Annotated in this window: 16 protein-coding genes; 12 read left to right on the top strand and 4 right to left on the bottom strand. The window is 70.1% G+C overall.

Annotated features, from left to right (window positions below; translation table 11 throughout):
- Positions 1 to 7 precede the first annotated feature (7 nt).
- Positions 8 to 1,306, top strand: coding sequence for an ATP-binding protein (locus tag CR917_RS26565; protein WP_054916096.1), 1,299 nt, complete (start codon positions 8 to 10; stop codon positions 1,304 to 1,306).
- Between the two features lie 359 nt (positions 1,307 to 1,665).
- On the opposite strand, the gene CR917_RS26560 is transcribed toward CR917_RS26565, so the two are convergent.
- Entirely contained in the window at positions 1,666 to 1,986 is a 321-nt protein-coding gene (locus CR917_RS26560) for a hypothetical protein (protein ID WP_054916095.1), read from the bottom strand.
- 138 nt (positions 1,987 to 2,124) lie between these two features.
- Between CR917_RS26560 and CR917_RS26555 the strand changes: the two genes are divergently transcribed.
- Genes CR917_RS26555 through CR917_RS26545 form a run of 3 tightly spaced genes read left to right on the top strand, consistent with a single transcriptional unit; the run spans position 2,125 to position 4,256 of the window.
- Positions 2,125 to 2,754 carry an STN domain-containing protein gene (locus tag CR917_RS26555; protein WP_229589303.1) on the top strand — a complete coding sequence of 210 codons (630 nt, stop codon included), beginning with the start codon at positions 2,125 to 2,127 and terminating at the stop codon, positions 2,752 to 2,754.
- A gap of 20 nt (positions 2,755 to 2,774) precedes the next feature.
- Entirely contained in the window at positions 2,775 to 3,305 is a 531-nt protein-coding gene (locus tag CR917_RS26550; protein ID WP_043860351.1) for a sigma-70 family RNA polymerase sigma factor, read from the top strand.
- A 39-nt stretch (positions 3,306 to 3,344) separates the two neighbouring features.
- Positions 3,345 to 4,256: a DUF4880 domain-containing protein gene (locus CR917_RS26545; RefSeq protein ID WP_196932333.1), complete on the top strand. Its 912-nt coding sequence runs from the start codon at positions 3,345 to 3,347 to the stop codon at positions 4,254 to 4,256.
- Here CR917_RS26545 and CR917_RS26540 read toward each other — a convergent pair.
- Together CR917_RS26540 and CR917_RS26535 are read right to left on the bottom strand one after the other, a co-directional pair.
- Positions 4,249 to 4,860 (bottom strand): type II secretion system protein J, encoded by a 612-nt coding sequence (locus CR917_RS26540; protein WP_043860349.1) that lies wholly within the window; start codon positions 4,858 to 4,860, stop codon positions 4,249 to 4,251. The genes CR917_RS26545 and CR917_RS26540 overlap by 8 nt on opposite strands.
- A complete protein-coding gene (locus CR917_RS26535; protein WP_104573029.1) occupies positions 4,857 to 5,300 on the bottom strand; it encodes a GspH/FimT family pseudopilin in 444 nt (147 codons plus the stop codon). Before CR917_RS26535 ends, CR917_RS26540 begins: the two co-directional genes overlap by 4 nt.
- 118 nt (positions 5,301 to 5,418) lie before the next feature.
- On the opposite strand from CR917_RS26535, the gene CR917_RS26530 reads away from it, so the two are divergent.
- Positions 5,419 to 5,850: a type II secretion system protein N gene (locus tag CR917_RS26530; protein ID WP_104573030.1), complete on the top strand. Its 432-nt coding sequence runs from the start codon at positions 5,419 to 5,421 to the stop codon at positions 5,848 to 5,850.
- Here CR917_RS26530 and gspI read toward each other — a convergent pair.
- The gene (gene gspI / locus CR917_RS26525) at positions 5,837 to 6,220 is read right to left on the bottom strand and encodes a type II secretion system minor pseudopilin GspI (protein ID WP_058541165.1); all 384 of its coding nucleotides are present in this window, start codon (positions 6,218 to 6,220) and stop codon (positions 5,837 to 5,839) included. The genes CR917_RS26530 and gspI overlap by 14 nt on opposite strands.
- 139 nt (positions 6,221 to 6,359) lie before the next feature.
- On the opposite strand from gspI, the gene gspG reads away from it, so the two are divergent.
- The 7 genes from gspG to gspF are packed head-to-tail and all read left to right on the top strand — an operon-like array spanning position 6,360 to position 14,191.
- Positions 6,360 to 6,803 (top strand): type II secretion system major pseudopilin GspG, encoded by a 444-nt coding sequence (gene gspG / locus CR917_RS26520; protein WP_054916090.1) that lies wholly within the window; start codon positions 6,360 to 6,362, stop codon positions 6,801 to 6,803.
- A 35-nt stretch (positions 6,804 to 6,838) separates the two neighbouring features.
- A complete protein-coding gene (gspK, locus tag CR917_RS26515; protein WP_100633789.1) occupies positions 6,839 to 7,771 on the top strand; it encodes a type II secretion system minor pseudopilin GspK in 933 nt (310 codons plus the stop codon).
- A complete protein-coding gene (gene gspL / locus CR917_RS26510) occupies positions 7,768 to 8,715 on the top strand; it encodes a type II secretion system protein GspL (RefSeq protein WP_104573031.1) in 948 nt (315 codons plus the stop codon). The genes gspK and gspL overlap by 4 nt, the downstream gene beginning before the upstream one ends.
- Positions 8,705 to 9,223 (top strand): type II secretion system protein GspM, encoded by a 519-nt coding sequence (gspM, locus tag CR917_RS26505; RefSeq protein WP_104573128.1) that lies wholly within the window; start codon positions 8,705 to 8,707, stop codon positions 9,221 to 9,223. Before gspL ends, gspM begins: the two co-directional genes overlap by 11 nt.
- The gene (gspD, locus tag CR917_RS26500) at positions 9,220 to 11,571 is read left to right on the top strand and encodes a type II secretion system secretin GspD (RefSeq protein ID WP_058541160.1); all 2,352 of its coding nucleotides are present in this window, start codon (positions 9,220 to 9,222) and stop codon (positions 11,569 to 11,571) included. Before gspM ends, gspD begins: the two co-directional genes overlap by 4 nt.
- Positions 11,568 to 12,986: a type II secretion system ATPase GspE gene (gene gspE / locus CR917_RS26495; RefSeq protein ID WP_058541159.1), complete on the top strand. Its 1,419-nt coding sequence runs from the start codon at positions 11,568 to 11,570 to the stop codon at positions 12,984 to 12,986. Before gspD ends, gspE begins: the two co-directional genes overlap by 4 nt.
- Positions 12,986 to 14,191, top strand: coding sequence for a type II secretion system inner membrane protein GspF (gene gspF / locus CR917_RS26490; protein WP_054916085.1), 1,206 nt, complete (start codon positions 12,986 to 12,988; stop codon positions 14,189 to 14,191). Before gspE ends, gspF begins: the two co-directional genes overlap by 1 nt.
- The last annotated feature ends 108 nt before the right edge of the window (positions 14,192 to 14,299 follow it).

The raw sequence follows: 14,299 nt of genomic DNA, 5'->3' as shown, positions 1-14,299 counted from the left end.
CACGGCCATGCTGAAAATTCTGGTACGCCTGTATCTGGTGACCATCGTCGCGTATGCCGGGTCGATCTTCCTGATCCCCGAACTCATCCTGCATGTGTTCCATGACCGCTACATCGCCTACAACCAGGACCAGGCGCGGGGCGTGCAGCGCCTGATCGTCAACCAGTTCCACCTCAAGCACCGCGACAGCTGGCCCCAGGTGGCCGAGGCGCTGAATACCGATTTCGCCCCCCTCAGCATCGAGCTGCGCCGGCGCGCCGACCTGGACCTGAACGCCGAGGAGCAGGCGCACCTGCAGGCCGGCCAGTACGTGGTGCGCCTGGGGGAGTGGGGCTATTACGAAACCGCCCTGGCGCCGCTGGACAGCGAGTGGATGGTGGTGCTGCGCAACCCGCCGGACCCGGCGGACATCTACCTGCTGTCGTGGGGCATCACCGTGCTGATCGGTGCGGCGCTGCTGGGCTGCCTGCTGTTCTGGGTGCGCCCGCACTGGCGTGACCTGCAGCGGCTCAAGGCCACGGCGCAGCGCCTGGGCGAAGGCAACCTGGCGGAGCGCACGCTGATCTCGCCACGCTCGAACATCGGCGCGTTGGCCAAGGTGTTCGACACCATGGCGGCGGATATCGAATGCCTGCTGACCCAGCAGCGCGAGTTGCTCAATGCGGTGTCGCATGAGCTGCGCACGCCGCTGACCCGCCTGGATTTCGGCCTGGTGCTGCTGTACGACGAAATGCCCCCGGCCAGTCGCAAGCGCCTGCTGGAACTGGTGGGGCACGTGCGCGAGCTGGATGCGCTTGTGCTTGAGCTGCTGTCGTACAACCGCTTGCAGAATGGCCAGGGTGGCGAGCGGGTGGAGGTGGCGCTGCCCGAGTTCGTCGACAGCATCCTGGGCAGCTATGCCGAAGAGCTGGATGGGCGCGGGGTGAGCCTGGAGGTGCGTGCCGAGCCGGATCTGCCGCGCTTTGTGCTGGACCCGCGGTTGACGGCGCGGGCGGTGCAGAACCTGATCCGCAACGCCATGCGTTATTGCGGGCAGCGCATCCTGCTGCGCCTGAGCGTGGATGCCAAGGGCGCGTGCGTGCTGACCGTCGAGGATGACGGCATTGGCATTCCGCAGGAGGAGCGCGAGCGCATCTTCCAGCCGTTCTACCGCCTGGATCGCAGTCGGGACCGTGCCACGGGCGGGTTTGGCCTGGGGTTGGCGATCAGCCGTCGGGTGATCGAGGGGCAGGGTGGCACCCTGACGGTGGGGCAGTCGGCGTTGGGGGGGGCGCAGTTTCGCATCTGCTTGCCGCGGGGGCGGTAGGGGCGACAAGTCTGATGTCAGGTGGATTCACTGCAATCGGGTGTCGAACACACCGAGGCTGGCAATACCGCCCCGTGTAGGAGCCGGCCTTGCCGGCGAAGCGCCGCGCTTGCGGCGCTCGATCCTGAGAGCGCTGCAAGGGCATCGGTTGGCACTAGTCGTCCACCGCCATTGCTGGCTGGTTTTCTCGCTCACCCCTTCAATCATCAGCCTTGAAATTCATTCGGGCTGGAAGGTGCCTGTCTTGAATCCACCGGTGCTCCCAAAACCGAGCGCCGCCCGCGCGGCGCTTCGCCGGCAACGCCGGCTCCTACATTGGTTGCAACGAACCATGGCCTGCAGGAATGCAACTGCGCCGATCACGGCCCCGGCCGCTGCGGCCGCACCGACACCCCGAACGCATTGCCCATGCGCTGCCCCGTGGCCGACTGGTTGAACAACCCCAGCTGGTTCGGCGCGCGCCGGCTCACATCCACCTCCATCGCCTTGCGGTTGGCCTGCGCCGCGCGCTGCCCGTTGCCGTTCTGCAACTGGCGCGTCAGGCAGTCGTACGCCAGCGCCCGCGCCTGGCCCACCTGCACGTCGATGCAACCCTCGTCCTGACCCGCCTGCACCACGCCACTCGACAGGCCACTCAGCAGACCGGCAACCAGCCACAACCCCGCGATTCGACAGCCCATGTCCATGCCCTCCCTGAAGCGGTTTCCCCCAGTCTAGCCCCAGGCGACTTCCCACATCGTTAAGGTTTTTTGCCTACCGCTGTCACATCAGATTCATACACAGGCCCCACGATGGCGACTTTCGGGGGAGACACCGGTTTGCGCCACTGCCTTGCCAGAATCGCCGTGCTGCTGTTGGCCGTGCTGGCGATGCCGGTGCACGGCGCAGGCCCGATCCGTTTCGACATACCGGCCCAGCCACTGGACGAGGCGCTGCACGCCTTCGGCCAGCAGAGCGGCATGGCGGTACTGGTGGACCGGGAGCTGACCGCACGCCAGCGCTCGATGCCGCTGAGCGGCGCGTTCAGCGCCCGCGACGGCCTGCGCAGGCTGCTCGAAGGCACCGGGCTGATGGCCCGCTACAGCGGCGCCGAGGCCTTCACCGTGCAGCGCGTGGCACTGCCGGCAGCCGCGCCTAACCCGCGTGCCACAGGCGGGGCCGGCGCGGCCGGCAATTATGCGCGCACGCTGCAACGCGCCGTGGAACAGGCGCTGTGTGCCAGCGCGCTGGCACGCCCAGGCCATTACCGGGCCGCGGTGCAGGTATGGATCGACGCCCGCGGGGTGCTGGCCCAGAGCCGCCTGCTGGCCTCCACCGGCGATCACCGGCGTGACAGCGCGCTGGTCGAAAGCCTGCGTGCCCTGCGCCTGGAGCGGCCACCGCCCTCGGCGCTGGCGCAACCGGTGACGCTGCTGCTGTTGCCCGATACACGCATGGACTGCCCTTAATCGCATGGAGGCTAGGCAGTATGAATACACCTCTGGTCACGTTGTTCCTGACCTCTTACGACGAGTTCAAGGTGCGCCTCAAACGCCGCCTGGGTTCGGACGACCTGGCCTGCGACGTGCTCCAGGAAACCTACCTGCGGGTCGACCGCATGCAGGCCACCCACGCGCTGCACAAGCCCAACGCCTACCTGTACCGCATGGCCCTGAACATCGCCGCCGACCGGCGCCAGGCCGACGCCCGGCTGCTCACCGGCGCCGAGGTCGAAGACCTGCTGCAGGTGGCCGAAGACCAGGACCCGGCGCGCATCGTCGGCGGCCAGCAGGAAATCCAGTGCCTGCTCGGCGCACTCTACGAACTGCCGGCACGGCGCCGGCGTATCTTCATTGCCGCGCGCCTGGAGGAAGCCTCGCACCTGGAAATCGCCCAGCGCTTCGGCATCTCCACGCGCATGGTCGAGAAGGAGCTCAAGGCCGCACTGGGTTACTGCGCCACGCGGCTGGAAAGAAAAGTGTTCCAGCGGTTCGGTCCCGGTGCGGGAAAACCGTCTTGAACAATACACAGCGCCATTTTGATGCAGGCCCCTCAGACCATGACACCCCAGACTTCGGCTGAACCCAGCCTGCACAGCCAGGCCCAGGACTGGTTGCTGCTGCTTACCTCCGGGCGCGCCACCGTCGCCGACGCACGCGCCCTGCGCCAGTGGTGCGCACAGAGCCCGGCGCACGCCCAGGCCTTCGAGCAGGCCCGCCAGCTGTGGCAGCAGCTGGAGCCGGCGGCGCGCCAGGCCGAGCGCGTGGTGCCCCTGCGTACCCTGGGGCGCCGCGCGTTCCTGGGTGGCGCGCTGGCGGCCTCGGCAGCCTTCGTGCTGCTGCGCAGCAACCTGGTGGACGGGCTCGGCACGCCAGCGGCAGACTTTCACACCGGCGTTGGCGAGCAGCGTCGCATCGACCTGACCCAGGGCATCGCGCTGGAGCTCAACACCCAGACCCGCATCAACCGCAGCGGCGAAGCGATCGCCCTGCTCGAAGGCGAGGTCGAGGTGCTGGCCCAGGCCCCGGTGCAGGTGCAGGCCGGGCAGGCCTGGGTGTCGGCCCAGGCCGGGCGCTTCAATGTGCGCCACACCGATTCGGCCGTGTGCGTCACCTGCCTGCAGGGCCAGGTGCAGATTCTCTGGCAGGGCCGCAGCTTGCCCGTGCCCGCCGGCCAGCAGCTGCGTTACGACGCCCGCAGCGCCGGCAGCGCGCAGCCGTTCGATGCCGAACAGGTAATGGCCTGGCGCGAGCAGCGGCTGGTGTTCCATGACGCGCCGCTGAGCCAGGTGATCGACGAAATCAACCGCTACCGCCCCGGCATGCTGGTGCTGCTCAACCCCAGCCTGGGACGACGCAAGGTGCAGGCGCGCTTCAGCCTGGCGCAACTGCCAGGGGTGGCGCAGCTGATCCGCGACGCCTACGGCGCACGCTGCACCGAACTGCCCGGTGGCGTGGTGCTGCTCAGTTGAGCGGCCCCAGTACCTGGCGGTAACGCTGCGGGCCCTGCGCGCTCTGGCGCAGCAGTTCGATCTCGAGCCCCGGCGGATTGTCCCGGGCCTCGCCGGTCAGGTGCCGCCAGCCCTTGCCCGGCTCCCACACCCGCAGGTTGAATTCAGCCACATCCTCCAGTACCGCCACCCGGCCGGCAGGCGCCGGTAGCGGGAAGCGATCGCGTGCCGGCGCCGCGGCGCGGTACAGCGTGCCACCCTGCAACCACCAGCGCACGCGCATCAGGCCGTCGTCGGCGGCGCTGCTGCGAATCAGCTCCAGGCGCGCCGGGCGCCCGTCGCTGGCCTGCACCCGCACCGCAGGCAGCGGTTTTTCGCTGGGCGGGTCCATGCCCGCCAGCACCGGCTCGACCAGTTCGCTGCTGGCACGCAACGCCAGGTCGCGCTCCAGCTGGTTGAACACCCGCAGCAGGGCGCGGGCCTGTTCGGTGCTGTCCTTGACGTGGCGGTCGGCGCGGCTGACGCTGTCCAGCCCGCGCCAGGCCACCAGGCTGACGATGGCCATCAACAGGATCGCCACCATCACCTCGATCAGGGTGAACCCGCCTTGCGGGTGGCGCCTCATGGCTGGTGCACCTCGACGCGGCCGGCGGCATCGCGGCGCACCTCGATCTGCTGCTGGCCGCTGACCAGGCGCAGGGTCAGCGGCTCGCCGATCCATTCCGGGTCGATGCGCACGGCCCGCTGCGGGGTGCGCTGCACCGTCACCGGCGCGGCCTGCCAGGGGCGCGGGCGCAGCAGCGGGTCGCCGTCCAGCGCCGCGCCGGCCCGCACAAAACGGTAGCCGTCGCGGTCGGCCTGCCAGACCAGGGCGCGGCCATCGGCCTGCACCTCGCTCTGGGCCACCAGCAGCAATTGCGCCAGGCGCTCGGCGTCTTCGCGCAGCGCCCTGGCCGGGTCGGGGCGGATGTTCAGGCTGATGGCGGCGCTGGCGATGCCGACGATCACCAGCACCACCATCAGTTCGATCAGGGTAAAGCCCTGTTGTGGATGGCTGCATTGCATGGGGCGATGCCTCCTTGGCTGGTGACAGCGTGCACGGCGAAGATGATCGTCGTGTGAAACAAAAGCGTGAGAATCGGCGCGTATGCTCGGGCCAGGAACCACACGGAGACCGTTCCCCATGGCACTAGCATTCAAACCCGTGGCTGCCCCGCAACTGGTCCAGGGCGCGGCGCTGCTCGCGGCGCTGGCCGGGCTCGCGACCTGGGCCACGTTGCTCTGGACGCCCACCCCCCAACCGGTGCCGGCTGCCATGGAGCAGACCCTATCGGCACCCCCGGCCGCCGCCGGGCAGTGGTTCGCCAACCTGCCGGCGCAGGTCGACATCAGCCTCAGCGGGCTGCTGGCCGGCAGTGCCGGTGCAGTGGCCATCGTCTCGCTCAACGGCGGCGCGCCACAGGCCGTGCGGGTGGGCGAGCAACTGGCGCAGGGGGGGCAACTGGTGGCCATAGAAGCCGATGCGCTGGTGATCGAACGCGCCGGGGAGCGCAGCCGCATCGGCATCGCCCGACTGCCCGAAGGCCCTGCGCTGCCGCGCCTCATTCGGCCCTAGGCGCCTGGCCCAGCCAGCTCTCCAGGCGCGCCAGCGGCGGGCCTTCACGGTCACGCTCGAACACCTCCAGGCGCACCTGCAGCAGCCCACCGGGGCGGCTGTCGACCTGCTGCTCGCAGCGCAGGCGCAGGCGCCCCTGGTCGCACTCCAAGCGGCGCAGGCCCGGGGTTGCCTGGCCTTCCAGGCGCAGTTCGGCAAGGCGCGCCTGGGCCGAGAGCAGGGCCAGCGACTTGTCGCGCAGCAGGCCATTGCCCTGGGTCATCAGCCCGGCCGCGCGCACTGCAGCGGCCATCGCCACGGCCACGATGGCCAGCGCCACCAGCACTTCGATCAGGGTAAAACCGGCCTGTTGCGGGCGGCGTCTGCGCATGGGCATCTCGGTGTGGGCAAAGCTGCATCCTAGGGGGTCTGTCTGACCGATTGGCGACCGGAACTCCCGAGGATTTTCAATACCACTGACATATGCCCTTGCCACAATCGGCCCCCGAATCCCGCCAAGGAATGCCGAGATGTCGCTTACCTGCCCACGCCGTTCTGCCCCCCGTCGCCAACGCGGTTTCACCCTGATCGAGATCATGGTGGTGGTGGTCATCCTCGGGATCCTGGCAGCGATGGTGGTGCCCAAGGTGCTCGACCGCCCCGACCAGGCGCGTGCCACCGCCGCCCGCCAGGACATCGCCGGGCTGATGCAGGCGCTCAAGCTCTACCGCCTGGACAACGGCAGCTACCCCAGCGCCGCCCAGGGCCTCAAGGTACTGGTGGAAAAACCCGCCTCGGCCAAGCCCGGCACCTGGCGCGCCTACCTGGAGCGCCTGCCCAACGACCCCTGGGGCCGTCCCTACCACTACCTCAACCCCGGTGCCAACGGCGAGATCGACGTGTTCTCGCTGGGCGCCGATGGCGAGCCTGACGGCGACGGCGTGAACGCCGATATCGGCTCCTGGCAGCTGTAGGCGCCGTGATGAGACCGTCCGCGCAGCAACGCGGAATGGCGATCATCAGTGCCTTGCTGATAGCCGCCGTGGTGGCGGTGATCGCAGCGGGCATGATCAGCCGCCAGAGCGTATTCACCCGTGAGCTGGAAAGCCTGCAGCAGCGTGCCCAGGGGCAGGGCGTGCTGCAGGCGGGCCTGGCCTGGAGCCGTGAGGTACTGGCCGAGCAGCGCCGCGTCGACCCGCTGGTACGCCTCGACCAGGGCTGGGCGCGCCCCATCGCCGGCCTGCCGGTGGGCGAGCACGGCGCGGTGTTTCAGGGCCGGCTGGAAGACGAGCAGGGCAAGTTCAACCTGCGCAACCTGGTGGTCGAAGAGCAACCCGACGCGCAGGCCCTGGCCACCTTCGAGCGCCTGTGTGCACTGATCGGCCTGGCCGCGCCGGTGGCGCAGGCGATCGCGGCGCGGGTGATCGACGGCTACCCGCGCCGGCAGGCGCCCGTGGCCGAGGCGGTGCACGGCTTCGACAGTGGCCGCGCAACCTCGCCGGGTGCCGCCTCGCGCCCGGTGCCGGCACGCCGGCCGATGCTGCGCAGCCTCGACCAGCTGGCCGTGCCGGGGCTGGATGCCGAAGGGCTGGCGCGCCTGCGCCGAGTGGCCACGGTGCTGCCGGCCAACACCTGGATCAATGGCAACACCGCGTCGGCCGAGGTGCTGGCGGCGCAGGTGCCGGGCTTGAGCGTAGACAAGGCGCGCCAGCTGATCGCCGAGCGCGACGGCGGGCGCTGGTTCGTCAACCGCGGGGATTTCGTCAACCGCCTGCAGATGCCCCACGTGGTGCTCGAAAGCGTGCCGGTGGGCATTACCAGCGACTGGTTCCGCCTGCACGGCGTGGCCCGCAGCGGCTCGCGCGAGGTGCGCCTGGAGGCGCTGCTGCTGCGCGGGCAGGCGCCCCTGGCACAGGTTGTCTGGGCACGGGTGGGCGCATGAAGGCACAACTGCACATGGCATTGCCGCGGCTGGCGGCGCTTGAGGACGGGGCGCGGGTCGGCTATCGGCAACTGGACCGCCAGGGCCGGACCGAGGCCGAGGGCGAGGCGGCGCAGGCGCAGCTCAAGAGCCTGGCGCGGGGCCGCGAGGTGCTGGCGTGGCTGCACCCGGACGACAGCCTGTGCACCGAGCTGGTACTGCCGCCGTTGCCGGCAGCGCGCCTGGGGGCGGCGGTGCAGTGCGCGGCGCAGGGCCTGATACTGGGCGATGTGCGCGCCGTGCATATCGCCCACGGGCCACGGGCAGCGGACGGGAAGGTGGCGGTGGCATGGCTGGGGCAGGCGGCATTGCAGGGCCTGGCGCAGTGGCTGTCGAATGCCGGCCTCAAACCCCGGGGCCTGTACCCGACCCCGGCAAGGGCCGGCGCATGCCCGGTGGCGAGCCTGCACAGCGGCCTGCGCGCCCCTGGCGCCGCACAGCACGGCTGGCCACGGGCACTCGCCCTGTGCGCCAGCGCCGCCATGATCTGGACCCTGGGCCTGAACCTCTACGCCGCGCGGCTGGCCGACACCGGCCAGCAACTGCGCCAGCACATGCACCAGCAGGTACGCGCTGCCTACCCGCAGTTGCAGGTGATCCTCAACCCGCTGCAACAGGTACGCCAGCAGCTCGCCGCCGGCGACAATGGCGCGGTCGCACCCTTCAACCACCTGCTGCAGGCCGCCGGCAGCGCCATGCCGTTTCTGGCCGGCGCAGTCGAGCAACTGACCTACCACGACGGCGTGCTCGACCTGCAGCCACTGCCCGGCGCCGCACGGCCCCCGGCCGACAACGCCTGGCAAACCCGGCTGGCGGCACAGGGCATCGAGGCCAGCAGCAGCGACCACGGCTGGACCCTGCGCCCGGCGACCGCCACGGGCGAGGAGGTGGCCAATGTTGAGTAAGGCACGGCACCCCCTGCGCCGCCTGCGCCCCTGGTGGCACGGCCTGAGTGCGCGCGAGCGCCGCGCCGTGGCCCTGACCGCACTGCTGCTGGGCACCACGCTGTGGTGGCTGGTGCTGGTGCAGCCGGCACTGGCGCGCATCGCCCACTGGGAGGCCGAAACGCCCAGGCTGCGCAGCCAGGCGCAAACCCTCGACGGCCTGCTCGCCCACGCCCCCTCACTGCCGGGCGCCGCGCAACAGGCGCCGGCCCTGCGCCAGAGCCTGGAGCACGCCGGGCTCAGCGGCCATTACCAGCTTCAGGCGGTGGAGGGCGGCTGGCAGCTCGATCTTGCCCAGGCCCCCGCCGAGGCCGCCACCGCCTGGCTGCTGCAGGCCCCCGCACAACTGGGCCTGACGGTGGTGCACAGCCGCCTGCAACGCGACCCGCTGGCCGACCCCTCGGCCACGGCGTCGTTCTCCGGAATCGTTCGCTTGGACCAGGCGCAAGGCGCTAAGGAATCGTCATGATGTGCACCCAACTGCCGCGCCGACTGGCCGGCCTGGCTCCCCTGGTACTGGCACTGGCCCTGGCCGGTTGCAGCCAGCAGCCTGCGCAGCCACTGGCCAGCAGCGAGCTGGGCCGACCGCTGGCCAACGTGCAGCCCGGGCCGACCAGCCTGGAACGCCACGGCCTGCAGGCGCGGGTCGAGCCACAGCGCCCGACCCCGCGTGCCCCCGCCCACCGCGCCAGGCCCCACAGCGATGGCAGCGCCAGTGCCGCACCGGGCAACCCGCTGGGCGACCAGCCGGTGCAGCTGAACTTCGTCGACGCCGACATCCAGGCCGTGGTGCGCGCCCTGTCGCGGGCCACCGGGCGCCAGTTTCTGGTCGACCCGCGGGTCAAGGGCCAGCTGACCCTGGTGTCCGAAGGCGAGGTGCCGGCCACACGTGCCTACGCCATGCTGCTGGCAGCCCTGCGCATGCAGGGCTTCAGCGTGGTCGACGTGGGCGGGGTCAGCCAGGTGGTGCCCGAGGCCGACGCCAAGCTGCTGGGCGGGCCGATCAACAGCAAGGATGCCGGCACCGGCATGCTCACCCGCACCTTCCGCCTGCAATACGAGAACGCGGTCAACGTGATCCCGGTGCTGCGCCCCATCGTGTCGCCCAACAACCCGATCAACGCCTACCCCGGCAACAACACCGTGGTGGTCACCGACTATGCCGAGAACCTCGAGCGTGTGGCCCGGCTGCTCGACAGCATCGACATCCCCAGCGCCATCGACACCGACGTGGTGGCGATCCAGAACGGCATCGCCAGCGACATCGCGGCCATGGTCTCGGAGCTGCTCGAAACCCAGGGCAACGATCCCACCCAGAAGATCAGCGTGATCGGCGACCCACGCTCCAACAGCGTGGTGATCCGCGCCGGCAGCCCCGAGCGCACGCAACTGGCCCGCGACCTGATCTACAAGCTCGACAACGCACAGAACAACCCCAGCAACCTGCACGTGGTGTACCTGCGCAACGCCCAGGCCGGCAAGCTGGCCCAGGCCCTGCGCGGGCTGCTCACCGGCGAGAGCGACAGCAGCAGCGGTGACGACGCCCGCGCCAGGCTCAGCGGCGGTGGCCTGCTGGCAGGCAAGCAGAACGGCAGCGGCGCGGCGGCGAACACCGCGCAGACCACCAGCGCCACCCCGCCAGCCGCCACCTACGGGGCCAGCCTCGGCCAGGCCGGCAACGCCTATGGCAACGGTTCGCAGGGCAGCGAGCAGAACACCGCGTTTTCCGCCGGCGGGGTGACCATCCAGGCCGACGCCACCACCAACACCCTGCTGATTTCGGCACCCGACCCGCTGTACCGCAACCTGCGCGAGGTGATCGACCTGCTCGACCAGCGCCGCGCCCAGGTGGTGATCGAAAGCCTGATCGTCGAGGTCAGCGAAGACGACGCCAACGAATTCGGCATCCAGTGGCAGGCCGGCAACCTGGGCAAGAACGGCGTGTTCGGCGGCGCCAACCTGGGCGGTGCCGGGTTCAATCGCGGTGCCAGGAACAGCATCGACGCGCTGCCCCCCGGCCTGAGCGTGGGCGTGGTGGACGGCACGGTGAACATCCCCGGCATCGGCGAGGTGCTCGACCTCAAGGTGCTGGCCCGCGCCCTGACCAGCAAGGGCGGCAGCAACGTGTTGTCCACGCCCAACCTGCTGACCCTGGACAACGAGGCGGCGAGCATCTTCGTCGGCCAGACCATCCCCTTTGTCAGCGGCCAGTACGTCACCGATGGCGGCGGCACCAGCAACAACCCGTTCCAGACCATCCAGCGCGAAGAGGTGGGGCTCAAGCTCAACGTGCGCCCGCAGATCTCCGAAGGCGGCACGGTCAAGCTCGACATCTACCAGGAGGTCAGCAGCGTCGACGAACGCGCCTCCAGTGCCGCCGGCACGGTCACCAACAAGCGCGCCATCGACACCAGCATCCTGCTCGACGACGGCCAGATCATGGTGCTCGGCGGCCTGCTGCAGGACGGCTACACCCAGGCCAACGACGGCATTCCGTTTCTTTCCAGCCTGCCGGGGGTGGGCGTGCTGTTTCGCAACGAGCGCCGCGCCACCAGCAAGACCAACCTGATGGTGTTCCTGCGCCCCTACATCATTCGCGATGCCGAGGTGGGGCGCAGCATCACCCTCAACCGCTACGATTTCATCCGCCGTGCCCAGGGCGGGCTCAAGCCGGCCCATTCCTGGGCACTGCCGGACGCGCAGATGCCGCTGCTGCCCAGCGCCGAGCAGGGCGTACCGCGCGCGGGCGCGGCCATCGGCACCCCGCGTGCGGCGATCCGCGCCGTGCCGCTGGATGAAGTCGGGGTTGCCCGGTGAGCCGCCTGCCGTACGCCTGGGCCAAGGCCCAGCGTGTGGTGCTGCTGGCCGGCGAGCACGCCGCGCCGCTGCGCCTGTGCCCCTCGACCCCGGCCTGGGCGTTGGGCGAGGTGCGCCGCCAGTTCGGCGAGCAGGCCGCCGAGCAGGTCAGCGAAGACGAGCTCGACCGCCTGCTGACCAGCGCCTACAGCGACAACGGCGGCGCCGCAGCGGCGGTCGGCGCGGCCGAGAACGATGTCGACCTCGACCGCCTGATGCAGGACATGCCCGAGATCACCGACCTGCTCGACACCCAGGACGGCGCGCCGGTGATCCGCATGATCAACGCGCTGCTGACCCAGGCTGCCGGCGACGAGGCCAGCGACATCCACATCGAACCCTTCGAGACCCACTCGGTGGTGCGCTACCGGGTCGACGGCACCCTGCGCGACGTGGTCTCGCCGCGCAAGGCGCTGCACGCGGCGCTGGTGTCGCGGATCAAGATCATGGCACAGCTGGACATCGCCGAAAAACGCCTGCCCCAGGACGGGCGCATCGCCCTGCGCGTGGCTGGCCGGCCCATCGATATCCGTGTGTCCACCGTGCCCACCGGGCATGGCGAGCGGGTGGTGATGCGCCTGCTGGACAAGCAGGCCGGGCGTCTGCAACTGGAAACCCTGGGCATGGCCCCGGCGCTGCTGGCCCGCCTGGACGTGCTGATTCGCCAGCCGCACGGCATCGTGCTGGTCACCGGGCCCACCGGCAGCGGCAAGACCACCAGCCTGTACGCGGCGCTGGCGCGGCTCGATGCCAGCGTCAGCAACATCCTCACCGTCGAGGACCCGGTGGAATACGACCTGCCGGGTATCAGCCAGATCCAGGTGAATGCGCGCATCGACATGACCTTTGCCGTGGCCCTGCGCGCGATCCTGCGCCAGGACCCGGACATCATCATGATCGGCGAGATCCGCGACCTGGAGACTGCGCAGATCGCGGTGCAGGCCTCGCTCACCGGGCACCTGGTGCTGGCCACGCTGCACACCAACGACGCCGTGTCGGCGGTCAACCGCCTGCTCGACATGGGCGTGGAACCCTTTCTGCTGGCCTCGGCGCTGCTCGGCGTGCTGGCCCAGCGCCTGGTACGGCGGCTGTGCCCGCACTGCCGTCAGCCCGACCCGAATGCCCCCGGCCAGTTTCGCCCCCATGGCTGCGCCAACTGCAACCACACCGGCTACAGCGGGCGTACCGGGATCCACGAGCTGTTCTGCATCGATGACCCGATTCGCGGCCTGATCCACCAGGGCGCCGACGAACAGGCCCTGCGCGCCGCAGCGCGCCAGGCCGGCATGCTGAGCATGCGCGAGGACGGCCAGCGCTGGGTCGACAGCGGCAGTACCGCCGTGGAAGAAATCCTGCGTGTGACCCGGGACGCCTGATGAGCCGATACCGTTATGAAGCCGCCGATGCCCAGGGGCGCATCAGCCGTGGCCAGCTGGAGGCCGACAGCCCGGCGGCGGTGATCGGGCAATTGCGCGGGCTGGGCCTGAGCGCCTTGCAGGTCGAGCCGGAGCCTGCCGCCAGTGCCGGCGGCGGGTTGTTCGCCAGCAAGCTGTCGGATGCGGACCTGGCCTGGACCACGCGCCAGCTGGCCAGCCTGCTGGCCGCCGGGCTGCCGCTGGAGGGCGCCCTGAGCGCGACCCTGGAGCAGGCCGAACGCAAGCACATCGCCCAGGTGCTGGGCGCGGTGCGCGGCGACGTGCGCAGCGGCATGCGCCTGGCCGACGCACTGGCGGCGCGCCCGCGGGACTTTCCCGAGATCTACCGCGCACTGATCGCGGCGGGGGAGGAGTCCGGCGACCTGGCCCAGGTGATGGAGCGCCTGGCCGACTACATCGAAGACCGCAACACCCTGCGCGGCAAGATCCTCACCGCGTTCATCTACCCCGGCGTGGTCGGGCTGGTGTCGATCGGCATCGTGATCTTTCTGCTCAGCTACGTGGTGCCGCAGGTGGTCAGCGCCTTCACCCAGGCGCGCCAGGACCTGCCGGGGCTGACCCTGGCGATGCTCAACGCCAGCGACTTCATCCGGGCCTGGGGCTGGCTGTGTTTCATCGTGCTGGTGGCCGGGGCATGGGGCTGGCGTGTGTACCTGCGCGGCGCGTCGGCACGCCTGGCCTGGCACAGCCGGGTGCTGCGCCTGCCGTTGCTGGGGCGCTTCGTGCTGGGCCTGAACACCGCACGCTTCGCCTCGACCCTGGCGATTCTGGGCAGTGCCGGGGTGCCGTTGCTGCGGGCCCTGGAGGCGGCGCGCCAGACCCTGGCCAACGACCGCCTCGACCAGTGCGTGAGCGAGGCCACGGCGCGGGTGCGCGAAGGCGTGGGGCTGGCGTCGGCGCTGGCGGTGGAGAAGGTGTTCCCGCCCTTGCTGATCCACCTGATCGCCAGCGGCGAGAAGACCGGCAACCTGCCGCCGATGCTCGACCGCGCGGCGCAGAGCCTGGCCAAGGACATCGAGCGCCGAGCGATGGGCATGACCGCATTGCTGGAGCCGCTGATGATCGTGGTGATGGGTGCGGTGGTGCTGCTGATCGTGATGGCGGTGCTGCTGCCGATCATCGAGATCAACCAGCTGGTGCAGTGAATTGTTTCTTGCGCGGGGTGAACACCCGAGTCGGCCGGGTGGTGAATCCGGGAGGTTGCTGCGGTGTTGCGGCTGACGCCTTCGCCGGCAAGGCCGGCTCCTACAGGA

This window comes from Pseudomonas sp. BRM28, assembly GCF_002939405.1.
GTDB lineage: Bacteria > Pseudomonadota > Gammaproteobacteria > Pseudomonadales > Pseudomonadaceae > Aquipseudomonas > Aquipseudomonas palmensis.
This window is presented reverse-complemented; position numbering and strand designations above follow the sequence as displayed.

Coding starts and splice junctions, on each gene's coding strand:
- CR917_RS26565 (WP_054916096.1), top strand. CDS start 8: ATGCTGAAAATTCTGGTACGCCTGTATCTGGTGACCATCGTCGCGTAT.
- CR917_RS26560 (WP_054916095.1), bottom strand. CDS start 1,986: ATGGGCTGTCGAATCGCGGGGTTGTGGCTGGTTGCCGGTCTGCTGAGT.
- CR917_RS26550 (WP_043860351.1), top strand. CDS start 2,775: ATGAATACACCTCTGGTCACGTTGTTCCTGACCTCTTACGACGAGTTC.
- CR917_RS26545 (WP_196932333.1), top strand. CDS start 3,345: ATGACACCCCAGACTTCGGCTGAACCCAGCCTGCACAGCCAGGCCCAG.
- CR917_RS26540 (WP_043860349.1), bottom strand. CDS start 4,860: ATGAGGCGCCACCCGCAAGGCGGGTTCACCCTGATCGAGGTGATGGTG.
- CR917_RS26535 (WP_104573029.1), bottom strand. CDS start 5,300: ATGCAATGCAGCCATCCACAACAGGGCTTTACCCTGATCGAACTGATG.
- CR917_RS26530 (WP_104573030.1), top strand. CDS start 5,419: ATGGCACTAGCATTCAAACCCGTGGCTGCCCCGCAACTGGTCCAGGGC.
- gspI (WP_058541165.1), bottom strand. CDS start 6,220: ATGCGCAGACGCCGCCCGCAACAGGCCGGTTTTACCCTGATCGAAGTG.
- gspG (WP_054916090.1), top strand. CDS start 6,360: ATGTCGCTTACCTGCCCACGCCGTTCTGCCCCCCGTCGCCAACGCGGT.
- gspK (WP_100633789.1), top strand. CDS start 6,839: ATGGCGATCATCAGTGCCTTGCTGATAGCCGCCGTGGTGGCGGTGATC.
- gspL (WP_104573031.1), top strand. CDS start 7,768: ATGAAGGCACAACTGCACATGGCATTGCCGCGGCTGGCGGCGCTTGAG.
- gspM (WP_104573128.1), top strand. CDS start 8,705: ATGTTGAGTAAGGCACGGCACCCCCTGCGCCGCCTGCGCCCCTGGTGG.
- gspD (WP_058541160.1), top strand. CDS start 9,220: ATGATGTGCACCCAACTGCCGCGCCGACTGGCCGGCCTGGCTCCCCTG.
- gspF (WP_054916085.1), top strand. CDS start 12,986: ATGAGCCGATACCGTTATGAAGCCGCCGATGCCCAGGGGCGCATCAGC.